The organism is Bradyrhizobium oligotrophicum, assembly GCF_051168495.1.
Lineage (GTDB): Bacteria > Pseudomonadota > Alphaproteobacteria > Rhizobiales > Xanthobacteraceae > Bradyrhizobium > Bradyrhizobium oligotrophicum_A.
Genome location: NZ_JBNPVB010000001.1, coordinates 763,069 through 778,288, shown reverse-complemented (window position 1 = coordinate 778,288; position 15,220 = coordinate 763,069). Strand labels below are relative to the sequence as shown.

Genomic DNA, 15,220 nt, shown 5'->3' with positions numbered 1-15,220 from the left:
GCCTTGGCTCATGCGCAGCGCGACAAGTGTCGCCGGCAGCGCCATGTTCGTCGCGCCGCTGCTGGCGCTGCTCGCGATCTGGGCCGTCGTCGTCCCGCTGTTCGACGTCAGTCCACGCGTGTTCCCGTCGGTCAGCGCGGTCGGCGCCGCAGCGCTCGACTCGATCCGCGACGGCACGCTGATCGCCCATGTCGGCGCCAGCCTGCTGCGGGTCGGGCTCGGCACGCTGGTCGGCGTCGCGACCGCAGTGCCGCTCGGCATTGCGATGGGCGTCAGCCCCACGGTCGCAGCCTTCCTGACGCCGCTGTTCCGCTTCTTCTCGGTACTCGCCGGCATCGCCTGGATTCCGATCGCGACGCTGTGGTTCGGCTATGGCTTCGGCGCGATCGTATTCGTCATCTTCAATGCCGTGTTCTTCGTCGTCGCCTACAACACCCTGCTCGGCGTGCAGACGATTCCGCACACGCTGCGCAATGCGGCCGCCTCGCTCGGCGCCGGACGCTGGGCGATGTTGACGGAGGTGCTGCTACCGGGCGCGCTGCCCAACATCGTCACCGGCATCCGCACCGGCCTCGGCTTCGCCTGGCGCGGACTGATCGCGGCCGAGATGATCGCGACCAATGTCGGCCTCGGCTACATGCTGTTCGTCGCGCGCGACTTCTACCGCACCGAGGTCATCGTGTTCGGGATGATCGTGATCGGCGTGCTGTGGCTGCTGATCGACCGGCTGATCCTGGTGCGGATCGAACGCGCCACGATCGAGCGCTGGGGCATGGTGAGGCGGGCATGAACCTGTTGCTGCAGATGTGGGCCGGCTATGCACGGATGACGCGGCGCTGGCCGGCGCTTGCGGCGATCATCCCCTTCATCCCGGTCGTTGCGCTGTGGACCATCGTGGCCGAAGCCGGGCTGTTTCCGCGCGCCTTCTTCCCAGGGCCGGCGGACGTCGCCCGCTCGTTCGTGACGCTGACCTACAAGGGCATCCTGCCCGACTACCTGCAGGACAGCCTGATCCGCCTCGCGGTCGGCGCCTCCGTCGGAATGGCGCTCGGCGTTCCGCTCGGCATTCTGATCGGCACCAGCCGCTGGGCGCACCGGATCTGCTGGCCGGTGCTGCTGTTCTTCCAGGCCATCGGCGACATCGCCTGGCTGCCGATCCTGCTGATCTGGTTCGGCTTCGGGCTGACCACGATGACCTTCATCATCGTCTATACAGTGCTGTTTCCGGTCGTGCTGAACACCGTGCTCGGCGTCGAATCCGTGCCGCGCGATCTCGGCCGCGCCGCGCTGTGCCTCGGGGCCTCGCGCGCCCGCGTGTTGTGGGAGGTGACGCTGCCCGGCGCGCTGCCCAACATCATCACCGGCCTGCGCAACGGGCTCGGCTATGGCTGGCGCGCGCTGATCGCGGTCGAGATGATCGTCGGCACGTCGGGCATCGGCTTTCTGATGTTCGATGCGCGCCGCGCCGGCTCCACCGTCGAGATCGTGCTCGGCATGATCATTCTGGGACTGCTCTGGTACGTCGTCGACGCCTGGATCCTCGCGCCGCTCGAACGCGCGACCGGCCAGCGCTGGGGATTGGTGACATCATGAAGACACTCTCGCTGCGGAATCTCGGCAAGACCTATTTCGATCCCTATGCCGGCGCGCACGTCACCGCCGTGCATGATGTCTCGCTCGACGTGCAGCAGGGCGAGTTCGTCTCGGTGGTCGGCCCCTCCGGCTGCGGCAAGACCACGATCCTCAACATGATCGCCGGCTTCATCCCGCATTCGAAGGGCGAGATCCTGCTCGACGGCACGCCTGTGAACGGCCCGGGCCCCGAGCGCGGCGTCGTGTTCCAGTCGTTCGCGCTATTTCCCTGGAAGACAGTGCTCGACAATGTCGGCTTCGGCCCGAAGATGCGCGGCGTGCCGAAGGCCGAGCGCGACCGCATCGCCCGCGACTATCTCGCGCTGGCGGGCCTGTCGCATGCCGCGAACCGCTATCCCAACGAATTGTCGGGCGGCATGCAGCAGCGCGTCGGCGTCGTGCGCGCGCTCGCCAACGAGCCGGCGGTGCTGCTGATGGACGAGCCGTTCGCGGCGGTCGATGCGCAGACGCGGATGACCCTGCAGGAGGAGCTGACGCGGATCTGGCAGGACCGCCGGCCGACCGTGCTGTTCATCACCCACGACGTCGGCGAGGCCGTGTTCCTCGCCAACCGTGTGGTGGTGCTGTCCAAGGGCCGCATTCTCGACGAGGTCGCAGTCGACCTGCCGCGGCCGCGGATGTGGGACCAGCTCGTCAATGATGATGAGTTCAAGCGCCTGTCCGCCCAGGTGCTGCAGATGGTACGCGCGGCATGAGCCTCCTGCTGCAGGCGCTGAACTCGACCAGGGGCCGCATCGTCATCGGCGTGATCGCGGCGTATTGCGGCTTCCAGCTGTGGCTGACCTTGGCGGCGCCCGGCAAGATCGCGCCCGAGCTCGCCGGCACCTCCGAGAAGCTCAATGTCCAGATCGAGCTGCCGTTCACGCCGGAGCGCTTTCACGTGCTGGCGTTTCAGCAATATGGGCGCGTCTCCGGCACCGACGACCGCTCCATCGAACTGCGTGGTGTCAAACGAAGGGATCTGACCGCGATCGCCCGGCCCTATTGGGTGACGTCGGTCGGACCAATCAAGGAGGGAGGATAGTATGAGACGCCTGTTGGTGGCTGCTACCGCGCTCGCGCTGGCCTGTGTGCCGGCGGCTGCGCAGACCCTGACCAAGCTCAAGGCCGGCATGGTGACGGGCATCGATCAGATCGGCCTGCCGATCGCATTGGAGCGCGGTTTCTTCGAGAAGCATGGCCTCGATGTCGCGATTGCCAGGCCCTACGCCACCGGCGTCGACGCGCTCAATGCGCTGCAGGCCGGCGAGAGCGAGATCGTGCAGGTCGGCGTGCCGATGATCGGCGCAGTGCTGCGCGGCATGGACCTCGTGGCGCTCGGCAACTACAGCGGCAATGCGACCAAAGCGGGCTCCGACGCGACCATCGCGATCGTCGCCCGCGAGGGCTCCGGCATCGTCAAGGGCGACCTTGCGACCCTCAAGGGCAAGAAGATCGCGGCCTCGTTCGGCACCATCAACCATCTCTATATTCTCGCCACACTGGAGAAGGCCGGGCTCAAGCCTGAGGATGTCACCCTGGTCAACACGCCGCCACCGGACATGACGGTGGCGCTGCTCGCGAAGGGCATCGATGCGTTCTCCGGCTGGGACCCGTGGCCGATCGTGGCGGGCAAGGACGTGCCGGGCGCGTTCCAGCTCGTGCGCGGCGGCGATGTCATCGCCTATCTCGGCTTCAATGTCGCCCTGCGGCCATGGGTGCAGGCGAATGGCGAGACCATCGAGAAGTTTCTCGCCGCCGTCTCCGAGGCCGACCAGTGGATGCGCAAGAATCCGAAGCAGGCGGCGCAGGTCGCGACCCGCTGGATCCCCGGTCTCAAGCAGGAGGTCGCCGAGGCCGCGATGCAGTTCAACATCCAGCAGGCGGACCGAAGGCTGTCGGCGAACAATTATCGCGCCCTCTACAGCGCCGAGGATCGCCTGCACCGGCTCGGCATCCTCAAATCGACCTTCGACGTGAATGCGCACATCGAGCCGAAATTCATCCTGAAGGTGATGAAGGACAAGCCCGAACTGTTCGCCGATTTGCCGCCGATCCCCGAGGCGGCGGCGATCGGCCCCGGCTACGTATTCAAGCCGTGAGCAGGGCCGGGCTCGCGGGAGGGCTCACGATTGATGCCGCTTGGTGATCGCGACCCGCGTTGCCTGGCCATAGAGGCCTGACATCTGGTCGAGCTGCGCGGTCGTCGCCGCGCAGCTGTCGATCCAGCAGGGCAGGCCGTCGAACATCGGCGGCAGCGTGGCGGCGCGCAAGGCGGCGTAGTCTTCGGTCACGGCGCGGCCGCGCGCCGTGGCGCGGTAGCGGGTTTCCTTGCGCGAGGAGCGGCCCTCGGTCTCGATCAGGCCGGCGCGCACGAGCTTGCGCGTCGCGTATTGCAGGTTCGGCACGTCGACGCGGTTCAGCAACTGGCCGACCTCGGTGAGCCGCTTCGGTTCGTCGCCCATGCGCACGACGTTGAGGACGGCGACGTCGTCACCGGTCAGCGGCACCTCGCAGACCGCGGCGAGGCAGGACGCCTTCCAGCGATAATAGGACTGCGCCAGCCGCTCCAGCGCGAATTCGAAGTCCGACAGCCGCCGCTCGGCGTCGCTGCGGGCGAGATGCCAGGACCCTTTGCCGTCGCCATTCTCAGCGTCGACGCGGGCGATCTCTGCCCGTGATCCGGACTTGCTCCTGGCGGATTTCGCCTTCACCACCACGGCCTTGCGCGCCGCCGCGGCACTAACAGCCCTTTTCAAATTCCCATCTCCCGATGCCGCTCCGCACAATGGATGTGCAGCGCATGCTCAATCTCTGCTGTTTACATCCCACATTTTTACATTAAAAATTCAATGAAGAAAACACATCAGGTGCGGCGTCACTGTGGACGCTGGCAGGACCGGGGAGCATGACGATGGCTGGCAAGAGCGCTGGACAGTGGATCGACATCGCCGCCGCCGATGGCGGCACGTTCAAGGGCTATCTGGCGGTGCCCGCGTCAGGCTCCGGTCCCGGCATCGTGCTTCTGCAGGAAATCTTCGGCGTCAACGCCTCGATGCGGGCCGTCGCCGACTACTATGCCGAGGAAGGCTATGTGGTGCTGGCGCCGGATCTGTTCTGGCGCTTCGAGCCGGGCATCGAGCTCGGCTATGGCGAGGCCGATTTCGGCAAGGCGTTCGGCTACTACCAGCGCTTCGACGTCGATCTGGCGATCAAGGACACCGCTGACGCCTTGAAAGTTCTGCGCGCGCGGACCGAATGCAAGGGCAAGGTCGGCGCGCTCGGCTTCTGCCTCGGCGGCAAGCTCGCTTATCTCACGGCCGCGCGCACCGACGTCGACTGCGCCGTCTCCTATTACGGCGTCGGCATCGAGGCCGACATCGCCGAGGCCAAGAACATCAAGGGCCCGATCGTTTTCCACTTCGCCGAGCTCGACAAGTTCGCGCCGGCCGAGGCGCGCGAGGCGGTCAAGGCCGGCTTTGCCGGCCGCGACGACGCTGAGTTCTACCTCTATCCCGGCTGCGACCACGCCTTCGCCGCGCCCGAGCGCGCCAGCTTCGACAAGCCGGCGACCCTGATGGCGCATTCGCGCTCGATCGCGCTGTTCCGCAAGGTGCTCGGCCCGCATTACGACCTGTCGTCGCTGTGGGATAAGCACACCGAGCTGGAGTTCGCCACCCGCTCGGCCGAGGCGACGATGGGCACGATGGTCGCCGAGCCCTATGTCAACCACATCCCGACCATGACCGGCGGCGTCGGCTACAAGGACTTGCTGCGCTTCTACGCCAATCACTTCATCCCGAAGACGCCGAAGGACACCAAGCTGGTGCCGATCTCGCGCACGATCGGCGCCGACCGCGTCGTTGACGAGATGCTGTTCTGCTTCACCCACGACATCGAGATCGACTGGATGCTGCCGGGCATCCCGCCGACCGGGAAGTATGTCGAGATCCCGCTGGTCGCGATCGTGCGCTTCCGCGGCGACAAGCTCTACAACGAGCACATCTATTGGGACCAGGCCTCGGTGCTGGTGCAGATCGGTCTGCTCGACCCGGCCAAGCTGCCGGTCGCAGGCGTCGAGACCGCCAAGAAGCTGGTCGATGAAAGCCTGCCCTCGAACACGCTGATGAAGCGCTGGGCCGAGAGCGCCCCGAACTGATCGCACATCGTCATGGCGCCTGCAGGGGCGCCATTCCCTCGAGCTCATCCGGAGTTGCATCACCATGCGTGACCATCAGATCTCCCGCCGTACGATGTTGCAGCTCGCGGGCGCGGCTGCTCTCCCGCTAGCCACCGGCCTGCCGATGACATCGGCCCGCGCGGCCGCGGGCACCTTGACGATCGCCTACAACGTCAACCTGCCGTCGTTCGATCCGACCGTCGGCGTATCCGCGGTCAATCCGACGATCCAGTCGATCTACCAGGCGATCTTCGATCCCTATATCGGCCAGGCCGCCGATCTCTCGTTCACGCCGGGCCTCTTGACCAAGTGGGGCTGGAACGAGGACCGCACCAAGATCACGATGGAGCTGCGCTCTGATGCGACCTGGCACGACGGCTCCAAGGTGACGCCGGAGGACGTGGTGTGGTCGCTGACGCGCGCCGCCGATCCGAAGGGCGGCAACCCGATCCAGTTCGTCTGGTCAAAGATCAACAACTTCAAGATCGACGGCCAGACCATCACGGCCGACGTCGTCGAGTTCGAGCCGGTGCTGTTCAAATGGATGGCGTTCCTGACCGGATACGTGCTGCCGAAGGCCTACTACGAGAAGGTCGGCGCCGAAGGTTTCGAGAAGGCGCCGATCGGTTCGGGCCCGTACAAGGTCGATGCGTTCGAGCGCAACGCGTTCCTGCGGCTGAAGGCGCATCCCGGCTATTGGGGGCCGAAGCCGGCGTTCGAGACCGTGGTGTTCAAGTTCGTCACCGATCCGACCAGCCGCGTCGCCGAGATCGAGTCCGGCGGCTCCGACATCACCTTCGAGATTCCCTATGAGGAGTTCGACCGCCTCAAGGGCAAGCCGAACCTCGCCGGCCTGACCCAGCCGATCTCCGACATCGGCATGATCTTCCTGACCGACATCGACCCGATGCTCGACCGCAACGTCAGGCTCGCCGCCAACCATGCGATCGACAAGAAGGCGATCGTCGAGAAGCTCTTGCGCGGCTATGGCGTGCCGATCGACACGCTGGAGGCGCCGGGCTACGCCGCCTTCGATCCCTCGATCAAGACAGCCTATGATCCGGAGCTCGCCAAGAGCCTGCTCGCCAAGAGCGGCTACTCGACGACGAAGCCGGTCAAGTTCACGATCCAGACGACGCGCGGCTTCAAGCCGAAGGACTACGAGATGGTGCAGGCCATCGCCGGCATGTGGCGCAAGGTCGGCATCGAGGCCAATATCGAGGTCTACGAGATCGCCCAGCATTTCGAGCTGCGCGCGCGCCACGCGCTGGCGCCGGCCGCATTCTACAATTGGGGCAACGCGATCGGCGATCCCACCACGTCGACCGGCTTCGCGATGTTCGGCCCGTCGCCGCATTCGGCCTGGAAGGGCAAGGACCTGATCGAGCGCATCGGACCTCTCTGGGGCGAAAAGGACGAGGCCAAGCGCATCGCCGGCTGGAGGGCGGTCGACAAATATATCGCTGGGGAAGGCGAGGTGATTCCGCTGCTGCAATATGTTCAGCCGATCGTGCACAAGAAGGGCCTGAAGGTGGTGCCGCAGGCCAACGGCATGATCCTGCCGCAGCTCGTCACGCAAGGCTGAGACGGAGCACACGGCGATGCGCTGGAGCGCCATTCTCAAGCGCCTCGCTCTGATCCCGCCGACTTTGCTCGGCGTCGGCGCCATCGTGTTCGTGCTGCTGCGCGTGGTGCCCGGCGATCCCATTGCGATGATGATCCCGCCCGGCGCGTCGCCGGCGGACATCGCCCGGCTGCGTGGGCTCTATGGCCTCGACCAGCCGCTGCTGTCGCAATTCATCACCTGGCTCGGCCAGGTCGCTGTCGGAGATTTCGGCCGCTCGATCAGCCTGCGCCAGCAGGTGTTCGAGCTGGTCGGCGCGCGGCTGCCGGCGACGCTCGAGCTTGCCGCACTCTCCGTCATCATGGCGCTGCTGATGGGCGTCGCCGTCGCGCTGGTCGGCAGCCTGCTGCGCGGCACCCGCATCGAATGGCTGCTCGACACGGCAAATGGCGTCTTCCTCGCCATTCCGGATTTCCTCTGGGCGCTGATCCTGCTGCTCGGCTTCGGCGTGCTGCTGCCGTTGTTGCCGATCTCCGGACGGCTCGATCCGCAGCTCGCCGTCGCCTTCCGCACCCACTTCTATTTGATCGAGAGCCTGCTCACCCTGCGCTTCGACGTCGCCGCCGACCTGCTGCGCCACATGCTGCTGCCATCGCTAGCGCTGGCGCTGCCCTTCGCCGCACTGGTCGCGCGCCTGCTCAAGGCGCAGCTCGCCGAGGCCGAGGACCAGGACTACGCGCAGATCGCCCGCACCCGCGGCTTCTCGCGCACCACGATCCTGCAGCGCGAGGTGTTTCCCAACGCGCTGATCCCGACGGTGGCGCTCTCCGGTGTGCAGGTCACCTTGCTGCTCGGCGGCACCGTGCTGGTCGAACGCATCTTTTCCTATGAGGGCATCGGCAACATGGCGATCGATGCCGTCATCAACCGCGACTTCCCGCTGATCCAGGGGCTGATCCTGACCTTCGCCGTGCTGTTCATCGCCCTCAACCTCGCCGTCGATCTCTTGGTGGCGCTGCTCGATCCGAGGCTGCGTCATGGATAAATGCAATGGCTGATCTCATCCTCTCCGGTCCCATCACGGCAACGCCCTCGCGCTGGCGCAGCGCGCTCGCGCGTGGCGGCGCGCGGCTGTGGATCGGCGGCGCCATCGTCGCAATGTTGTTTCTGATCGCACTGTTCGCGCCGCTCATCGCCCCGCATGATCCGGCCGAGCAGGACCTGATGTCGGCGCAGCTGCCCCCGGCATTCATGCGCGGCGGCGAGGCGGCGTTCCCGCTGGGCACCGACAGCCTCGGCCGCTGCGTGCTCTCCAGGCTGATGTATTCCGCGCGCACCGCCGTCGCCGTGGCGCTGGTCGCCTCGGCGCTTGCCGCGATCATCGGCATCGCGCTCGGCCTGATCGCCGGCGCGTTCGGCGGCTGGATCGACCAGCTGGTGTCGCGGCTGATCGATGTCTGGATGGCCTTCCCGCCGGTGCTCCTGTCGATCGTGCTCGCCGCCGTCATCGGCGCCGGCCTCACGTCCGTGATCGCCGCGATCGTGGTGGTCGACTGGACCCGCTTCGCCCGCATCACCCGAGCCGAGACGCAGGCGCAGCTCGCGCGCGACTATGCGGCCGCCGCGCGCGTGCTCGGCCTGACCCGGGCGCAGGCGCTGCGGCTGGAGATCCTGCCCAATCTCATCCCGCTGATCGTCACCCTGCTCGCGGTCGAGATGGGCATCGCGATCCTGGTCGAGGTCATTCTATCCTTCGTCGGCATCTCCGTCACCGGCGACACCGCGAGCTGGGGCGGCATGATCACCGAAGGGCGGCAGATCGTCTATCAGGCCCCCTGGATCATGGCGCTGCCGATTGGCGCCGTCATCGTCAGCGTCATCGGCTTCAACATGTTCGGCGACGGCCTGCGCGCCGCGCTCGATCGGGTGCAGCGCCGATGATCGCCATCCTCGAGATCGACAATCTCCACGTCGCGATCGGCGCCGCGAATGTGCTGCGCGGCGTCAGCCTGCGCGTCGAGGCCGGCGAGGTGCGCGGCCTGGTCGGCGAATCCGGCGCCGGCAAGTCGATGGTCGGCCGCACCATCTTCGGGCTGTTGCCATCAAAGGCAACGATCTCGGCAGGCCGCGTAAGCTTCGAGGGCCGCGATCTGCTGGCGATGCCGGACAAGCAGCGCCGCGACCTGCTGGGTCGCCGCATCGCGCTGATCCCGCAGGATCCGATGACCTCGCTCAATCCGGTCCGTCGCATCGGCGCGCAGATGGCGGCCGTGCTGCAACTGCATCTGAAGCTGTCGAAGGCGGCGGCGCGCGACCGCGCCATTGAGCTGCTGACCGAGGTCGCGATCCGCGATCCCGCCCGCGTGCTCAACCTCTATCCGCACGAGCTGTCCGGCGGCATGCGCCAGCGCGTGCTGATCGCGATGGCCTTTGCCTGCGATCCGTCGCTCGTGATCGCCGACGAGCCCACCACCGCGCTCGACGTCACCGTGCAGCGCCAGGTGCTGCAGCTCGTCGAGCGGATGCGCCAGCGCCATGGCGCCGCGATCCTGTTCGTCACCCATGATCTCGGCGTCGTCGCCAAGATTTGCCGCAGCATGACCGTGCTGCATGCCGGCCGCGTGCTCGAGGAAGGGCTCACGGCCGACGTGCTGGTGAAGCCGCATCATGCCTATACCCGGGCGCTGCTCGCGGCGACCCCGCGCGCCGACCGTCCCGCTGACAGCCTGAAGCCGGTGCCGCCGGCGCTGATCGAAGGCCTGTGGGCCGAGGCGCGCAGGCTCGATCAGCTCGCGGCCGGGAGGCCGGCATGAGCGAGATCCTGCTCCGCACCGGCCAGCTCGGCTTCGCCTATCCGGCGCGCGCGACGTCGCTGTTCGGCAAGCCCGTGATGCGCGACGTGATCAAATCGGTCGATCTCGCCGTGCCGCGCGGCGCGGTGCTCGGCCTCGTCGGCGAGTCCGGCTCGGGCAAGACCACGCTCGGCCGGCTGCTGGTGCGGCTGCTGGAGCCGACCTCCGGCGGCATCCAGTTCGACGGCGTCGAGATCAGCCATCTGTCGGAGGCAGCGCTGCGTCCGCTGCGTGCGCGCATCCAGATGATCTTCCAGGATCCGCAATCCTCGCTCAATCCGCGCCTGCCGCTCTCGGTGACGCTGACGCGCCAGCTCCAGGTCTATGGCCGCCTCAACGGACGGCGCGATCGGCGCGACAAGGCTGCCGCGCTGCTCGATCTCGTCGGCCTGCCGACGTCGTTCGTCGACCGTTATCCGCACGAGCTGTCCGGCGGCCAGCGCCAGCGCGCCGGCATCGCGCGGGCGCTGGCGTTGCAGCCCGACTTCATCGTCGCCGACGAGATCGTCTCCGGCCTCGATGTCTCGACCCAGGCGCATATCCTGATGCTGCTGAAGGAGCTGCGCGCGAAGCTCGGCCTCACGGTGGTCTTCATCAGCCATGACCTCTCGGTGATCCGCGTGCTCTGCGACGAGGTCGCGATCCTCCGGGGCGGCGAGGTGGTCGAGCACGGCCCGGTCGGCCGCATCTTCTCCCATCCGCAACACGCCTATACGCGCCAGCTCCTGGCCGCCATTCCACTGCCCGATGTCGAGCCGGGCTGGCTCGACGACACCCCGTCCCGTCAGCAACCGCAGCAGCAGGGATCCGCCGCATGAGTGCATCGATCAAGGACTCCGTCGTCGTCATCACCGGCGCCACCGGTGCGATTGCCAAGGCGCTGATCGCCGAGCTGCTCGCCCGCGGTGCGGCCAAGATCTACGCCGCCGCGCGCGACATCTCGGGTATGGCGGCGTCCGACAAGGTCGTGCCGCTGAAGCTGGATGTCACCAGCGATGCCGACGCAGCGGCGGCCGCCGCGCTGGCGTCGGACGCGACCCTGCTGATCAACAACGCCGGAATCAACCACAACACCGCGCTGCTGGCGGCGCCGGATCTCGCCATCGCCAAGGAGGAGATCGAGATCAACTACATCGCGCCGCTGCGGCTGACGCGCGCCTTCGCGCCTGTCCTGATCAAGAACCAGGGCGCGGTGCTCAACATCCTCACCATCCTGGCGCGGGTGAACCTGCCGCTGATGGGCTCCTATTGCGCCTCCAAGGCCGCCGCGCTCAGCCTTACGCAGGGCCTGCGCGGCGAGCTCACGCCGAAGGGCGTGCGCATCGCCGGCGCCCTGCCCGGTGCCGTCGATACGCGGATGACGGCCGGTCTGCCGATTCCGAAGATGACGCCATCCGACGCCGCCAAGGAGATCCTCGACGGCTACGAGGCCGGCGAGGAGGACATCTATGTCGGCGACATGGCCAAGGGTCTCGCGGCAGGGTTGGCGCACGATCACAAGGCCGTGGAGAAGCAGTTGGCGTCGGGGTGAAGCGCGTGGTGCTTCAAAGGTCCGGCTGCCGAGATTGCGGGCTGTCGCGATGCGCAACCCCTGCCGATGCGTTTCTCCGTCATGCCCGGGCTTGTCCCGGGCATCCACGTCGTCCCCAGGATGCCGTGCGACGTGGATGGCCGGGACAAGCCCGGCCATGACGACTTGGAGGCGCGGGGGAGCAAAACTCCGGTCGTCATACGCGATGAGGTGGGTGATCTATCGGCGCGACCTGTTGCGCGCGGCCCACCCTACCCCGCCTCAGATTCGCTTCGCTCATGCGAGGCGACCCTCCCCCTCCAGGGGAGGGTGGTCATCGCCGCTCCGTCGTCGTCTCGCCGCTAGTAGCTTTAGGAGTTTGATGATGCCTTCAATGAAACTAATCAGCTCGACCCTCGCCGCCCTCGCGCTCTCCACCGCCCTCGCTTCCGCCGACTCCATCCCCGGCCTGCGCGGCCATGACCACACCGGGATCACCGTGCCTGACGTGAAGGCCGCGATCGCCTTCTTCACCGACGTGATCGGCTGCAAGCAGGCGATGTCGTTCGGGCCGTTCTCGGACGACAAGGGCACGTTCATGCAGGATGTCGTCAACGTGCATCCGCGCGCGGTCATCCACGAGATCAGCATGGTCCGCTGCGGCTATGGCTCGAACATCGAGCTGTTCCAGTACGAGGCGCCGGACCAGGCCAAGACGCAGCCGAAGAACAGCGATGTCGGCGGCCACCACATCGCGCTGTATGTCGACGACATCGACAAGGCCGCCGCCTATCTGAAGTCCAAGGGCGTGCGCACGATGCAGGGCCCGATTCCGATCAATGAAGGCCCGGCGGGCGGCCAGTCGATCCTGTATTTCCTGACGCCGTGGGACCTGCAGATGGAGCTGATCAGCTACCCCAAGGGCATGGCCTACGAGAAGAACGCGACGACCTTGCTGTGGTCGACGACAGAGCCGCAGAAATAGGGCACGGCACTCCGACGACCACGTCGATTGCGGCGAGCCTGCTCCCTCTCCTCGTCGTGACGAGGAGAGGGAGACCCGACTTAGTTGAACATCGGCGTTGCGCCGGTCATCCAGTCCGATGAGCGCGCGTTGCGGGCCATGCGCTGGAACGCCGGTGCGCGGGCCTGCCGGGTCATGCCGGACGCCGCGCCGAACATGGACGAACCGCCGTTCGGGTTGACGATGGTGTAGCCGGCGATCGAACGCGGATGCTCGCGGGTGACGTGGCCGCCGGAATTGCCGTCATGAACATACCAGACGTTGTTGCCCACCTGCTGCTGCAGGATCATGACGTGGCCGGAGCGAACCGCCGCCATGCCCGGTGCGGGAGCGGCACGCGGAAAACGACGCCAGTTGGATGCGAGATTCAGCTCGGGAATGACCCGGCCGAAGGTATAGAGCGACGCCTCGCAGCCGCAGAAGGCATGCGGGCACCCAGACGGGCGGCCACCGACGACACGCCCCTCACCCGGGATCGAGGCCATTGCATTCATGACGGAGTGGTGACGATACGAATAGTGATGATGATGATGATGATGACGAGGACGGGCCTGTGCCTGAACGGAGAGAGCGAGCAATGCGACGATAACAACAACAACGCGATACATACGGAGGACTCCTGTACGCTGTGAATCCCCCTGCCGCGCGCCAATCAACGTCCAAACATGTCCTCAACGTGACCGAATCGCCCTGGAGCCATGCAATAGCGGGACGGCGCTGCCCGCTGAGGCGGTTCCAAATCGACATATTCGTTTGACTCGTCGCGAGGGAATGACGCGCCGGACAGGGCGCGACGGGCTGATAGGAAACGACATCAGGAAAATGACATGACGATCGTCCGTGGAAGCTGTCTGTGCGGTAAGGTGGTGTTCGAAGTCGACGGTCCGTTCGACAAATTCCTCAACTGTCATTGCTCACGCTGTCGCAAGGCGAGCGGCACGGCGCATTCCTGTGCGGTGATCGTGAAGGCTGCGGCGCTGCGCTGGCTGCAGGGCGAGGTCTCCGTGACGCGCTTCGACCTGCCGCAAGCGCGCAGCTTCACCACCGCCTTCTGCTCTCGCTGCGGCAGCCCGATGCCGCATTTGACGCGCAGCGGCCGCGAGGCGATCATTCCGGCCGGCAGCTTCGACCAGCCGCTCGGCACGGCACCGGACCGCCATGTGCATTGGGCCTCGCGCGCCGATTGGTACGTTCAAGGCGACGGGCTGCGCGTCGAAGACTGATCAGGAGCATTCGCCTCGTCGGGCGACTCAGTGTCGAAGCGTTCAGGAATCGTCCGCCTCACGGCACGCCAATCGCCCGTATTCGGCACGCGTCACAACGCGAATTTCGAACGCGGCGTCAACCGGGTAGCCCGGTCCGGCCCGCGGCCTCGCAAGATTCTGCTTTCGTTTTTCCGGAAAATGTGATTGTCTAGGCGCATCCCGCCTCATCGACGAGGGGCGCTGCGCGGTCGTCACGAAGCGTGGAGTGCGGGATGTGATGGGCGGGCCGGCTTGCAGCGTGAGCAATCGCGCCGACGAACAACTCCGGCTCGCACGGTCAAGTCGTGTGGTCCCGGCCTCCCGATGCCGAGGTCAAGCCTGCTGCGGATGCGCGAGCGTCCCGCAGGTGATGGGGGCAAGAAAGCCCGGTCCCCAAGGAGAGCACGAAGGACACCGTAACACTATCGCGCAGGGAGGGCCGGGTCGTCCGGCTGGACCTGTGGTACCTGCCGCCTGCATTCTTTTCGCAGGCGGGCCACGGGCCTCAGTCGAGGTCCGGCCTTCCCTGCACCCTCGCTTCGAGAGGGTGAGATCGATGCATCACTCGGGCGCCAGGGGCGTCGCGAGAATGCAGATGCACATCCGCATATGCGGCTTGAGATTGTTGATGATGATGTTGCTACGAACTCGCTGCCCACCCTCTCCTGGAGGGGGTGGATCAAACGGCCGCGCCGCGGGCGAGCGGGGTGGGGTGATCTCTCCACGGGCGCCAGTGCTCGAGGAGAGATCACCCCACCCCGCCTCACGTGTCGCTTCGCTCCTCGTGAGGCCACCCTCCCCCTCCAGGCAGGGCTATCGCATATGACGATCGCGGTTTTGTTCTCGTCTGTCTCCACGTCGTCATGGCCCGGCTCGTCCCGGCCATCCACGTCGTCCGGCTCGCTGAGAACGACGTGGATGCCCGGGACGGAGCCCGGGCATGACGGAGTAACTCATCGGCAGAATTGCCCGCCGGGACAGTTCCTCAGCTTCATATGCGATGGCCCTGCCCTCCAGGGGAGGGTGGCGCTGGCTTCACGGCGTAGTCCTCGCAAGCGATGGATGCGGACCCAAAAAGTTCATTCTGATGTGTCAGCATGTCTCCGAACCCCTCCAGAACATCTGTCGGAAGATACTCCGCGCGGGCGATGACGGCGGAGGCTCGATGCAATGCCGCCGCCCCTTCACCATTGACCGCCTCCTCGATTGGCCTA

The 15,220-nt window shown here is 66.4% G+C and carries 16 protein-coding genes; 14 read left to right on the top strand and 2 right to left on the bottom strand.

Translation table 11 applies throughout. The features are described from left to right. Positions 1 to 10: 10 nt before the first annotated feature. The 5 genes from ACQR1B_RS03360 to ACQR1B_RS03340 are packed head-to-tail and all read left to right on the top strand — an operon-like array spanning position 11 to position 3,734. Positions 11 to 790, top strand: a complete 780-nt coding sequence (locus tag ACQR1B_RS03360) for an ABC transporter permease (RefSeq protein WP_434831247.1) — start codon at positions 11 to 13, stop codon at positions 788 to 790. Further along, entirely contained in the window at positions 787 to 1,593 is an 807-nt protein-coding gene (locus ACQR1B_RS03355) for an ABC transporter permease (RefSeq protein ID WP_434831248.1), read from the top strand. Before ACQR1B_RS03360 ends, ACQR1B_RS03355 begins: the two co-directional genes overlap by 4 nt. Further along, on the top strand, positions 1,590 to 2,348 hold the full coding sequence (locus ACQR1B_RS03350; protein WP_434831249.1) for an ABC transporter ATP-binding protein: 759 nt from the start codon (positions 1,590 to 1,592) through the stop codon (positions 2,346 to 2,348). Before ACQR1B_RS03355 ends, ACQR1B_RS03350 begins: the two co-directional genes overlap by 4 nt. Then, complete coding sequence (locus tag ACQR1B_RS03345; protein ID WP_434831250.1) at positions 2,345 to 2,677, top strand: hypothetical protein; 333 nt, start codon at positions 2,345 to 2,347, stop codon at positions 2,675 to 2,677. Before ACQR1B_RS03350 ends, ACQR1B_RS03345 begins: the two co-directional genes overlap by 4 nt. A 1-nt stretch (position 2,678) precedes the next feature. Continuing rightward, a complete protein-coding gene (locus ACQR1B_RS03340) occupies positions 2,679 to 3,734 on the top strand; it encodes an ABC transporter substrate-binding protein (protein WP_434831251.1) in 1,056 nt (351 codons plus the stop codon). A gap of 24 nt (positions 3,735 to 3,758) precedes the next feature. Here the strand turns inward: ACQR1B_RS03340 and ACQR1B_RS03335 are convergent, their stop codons facing one another. Continuing rightward, complete coding sequence (locus ACQR1B_RS03335) at positions 3,759 to 4,391, bottom strand: helix-turn-helix domain-containing protein (RefSeq protein ID WP_434831252.1); 633 nt, start codon at positions 4,389 to 4,391, stop codon at positions 3,759 to 3,761. A gap of 155 nt (positions 4,392 to 4,546) precedes the next feature. Between ACQR1B_RS03335 and ACQR1B_RS03330 the strand changes: the two genes are divergently transcribed. From ACQR1B_RS03330 to ACQR1B_RS03295, 8 genes are all read left to right on the top strand, one after another. Beyond that, on the top strand, positions 4,547 to 5,791 hold the full coding sequence (locus tag ACQR1B_RS03330) for a dienelactone hydrolase family protein (RefSeq protein ID WP_434831253.1): 1,245 nt from the start codon (positions 4,547 to 4,549) through the stop codon (positions 5,789 to 5,791). Between the two features lie 64 nt (positions 5,792 to 5,855). After that, positions 5,856 to 7,397 (top strand): ABC transporter substrate-binding protein, encoded by a 1,542-nt coding sequence (locus ACQR1B_RS03325; RefSeq protein WP_434831254.1) that lies wholly within the window; start codon positions 5,856 to 5,858, stop codon positions 7,395 to 7,397. Between the two features lie 16 nt (positions 7,398 to 7,413). Continuing rightward, entirely contained in the window at positions 7,414 to 8,421 is a 1,008-nt protein-coding gene (locus ACQR1B_RS03320; RefSeq protein ID WP_434831255.1) for an ABC transporter permease, read from the top strand. Positions 8,422 to 8,426: 5 nt separating this feature from the next. Further along, positions 8,427 to 9,317, top strand: coding sequence for an ABC transporter permease (locus tag ACQR1B_RS03315; protein ID WP_434831256.1), 891 nt, complete (start codon positions 8,427 to 8,429; stop codon positions 9,315 to 9,317). Next, on the top strand, positions 9,314 to 10,189 hold the full coding sequence (locus ACQR1B_RS03310; RefSeq protein WP_434831257.1) for an ABC transporter ATP-binding protein: 876 nt from the start codon (positions 9,314 to 9,316) through the stop codon (positions 10,187 to 10,189). Before ACQR1B_RS03315 ends, ACQR1B_RS03310 begins: the two co-directional genes overlap by 4 nt. Further along, the gene (locus ACQR1B_RS03305; protein ID WP_434831258.1) at positions 10,186 to 11,046 is read left to right on the top strand and encodes an ATP-binding cassette domain-containing protein; all 861 of its coding nucleotides are present in this window, start codon (positions 10,186 to 10,188) and stop codon (positions 11,044 to 11,046) included. The genes ACQR1B_RS03310 and ACQR1B_RS03305 overlap by 4 nt, the downstream gene beginning before the upstream one ends. Continuing rightward, positions 11,043 to 11,759: an SDR family oxidoreductase gene (locus ACQR1B_RS03300; RefSeq protein ID WP_434831259.1), complete on the top strand. Its 717-nt coding sequence runs from the start codon at positions 11,043 to 11,045 to the stop codon at positions 11,757 to 11,759. The genes ACQR1B_RS03305 and ACQR1B_RS03300 overlap by 4 nt, the downstream gene beginning before the upstream one ends. A 373-nt stretch (positions 11,760 to 12,132) precedes the next feature. Then, on the top strand, positions 12,133 to 12,723 hold the full coding sequence (locus ACQR1B_RS03295) for a VOC family protein (RefSeq protein ID WP_434831260.1): 591 nt from the start codon (positions 12,133 to 12,135) through the stop codon (positions 12,721 to 12,723). Between the two features lie 80 nt (positions 12,724 to 12,803). On the opposite strand, the gene ACQR1B_RS03290 is transcribed toward ACQR1B_RS03295, so the two are convergent. Beyond that, a complete protein-coding gene (locus ACQR1B_RS03290) occupies positions 12,804 to 13,370 on the bottom strand; it encodes a hypothetical protein (RefSeq protein ID WP_434831599.1) in 567 nt (188 codons plus the stop codon). A 219-nt stretch (positions 13,371 to 13,589) separates the two neighbouring features. Here ACQR1B_RS03290 and ACQR1B_RS03285 point away from each other — a divergent pair, with 219 nt between their 5' ends. Further along, positions 13,590 to 13,985 carry a GFA family protein gene (locus tag ACQR1B_RS03285; RefSeq protein ID WP_434831261.1) on the top strand — a complete coding sequence of 132 codons (396 nt, stop codon included), beginning with the start codon at positions 13,590 to 13,592 and terminating at the stop codon, positions 13,983 to 13,985. Positions 13,986 to 15,220 lie beyond the last annotated feature (1,235 nt).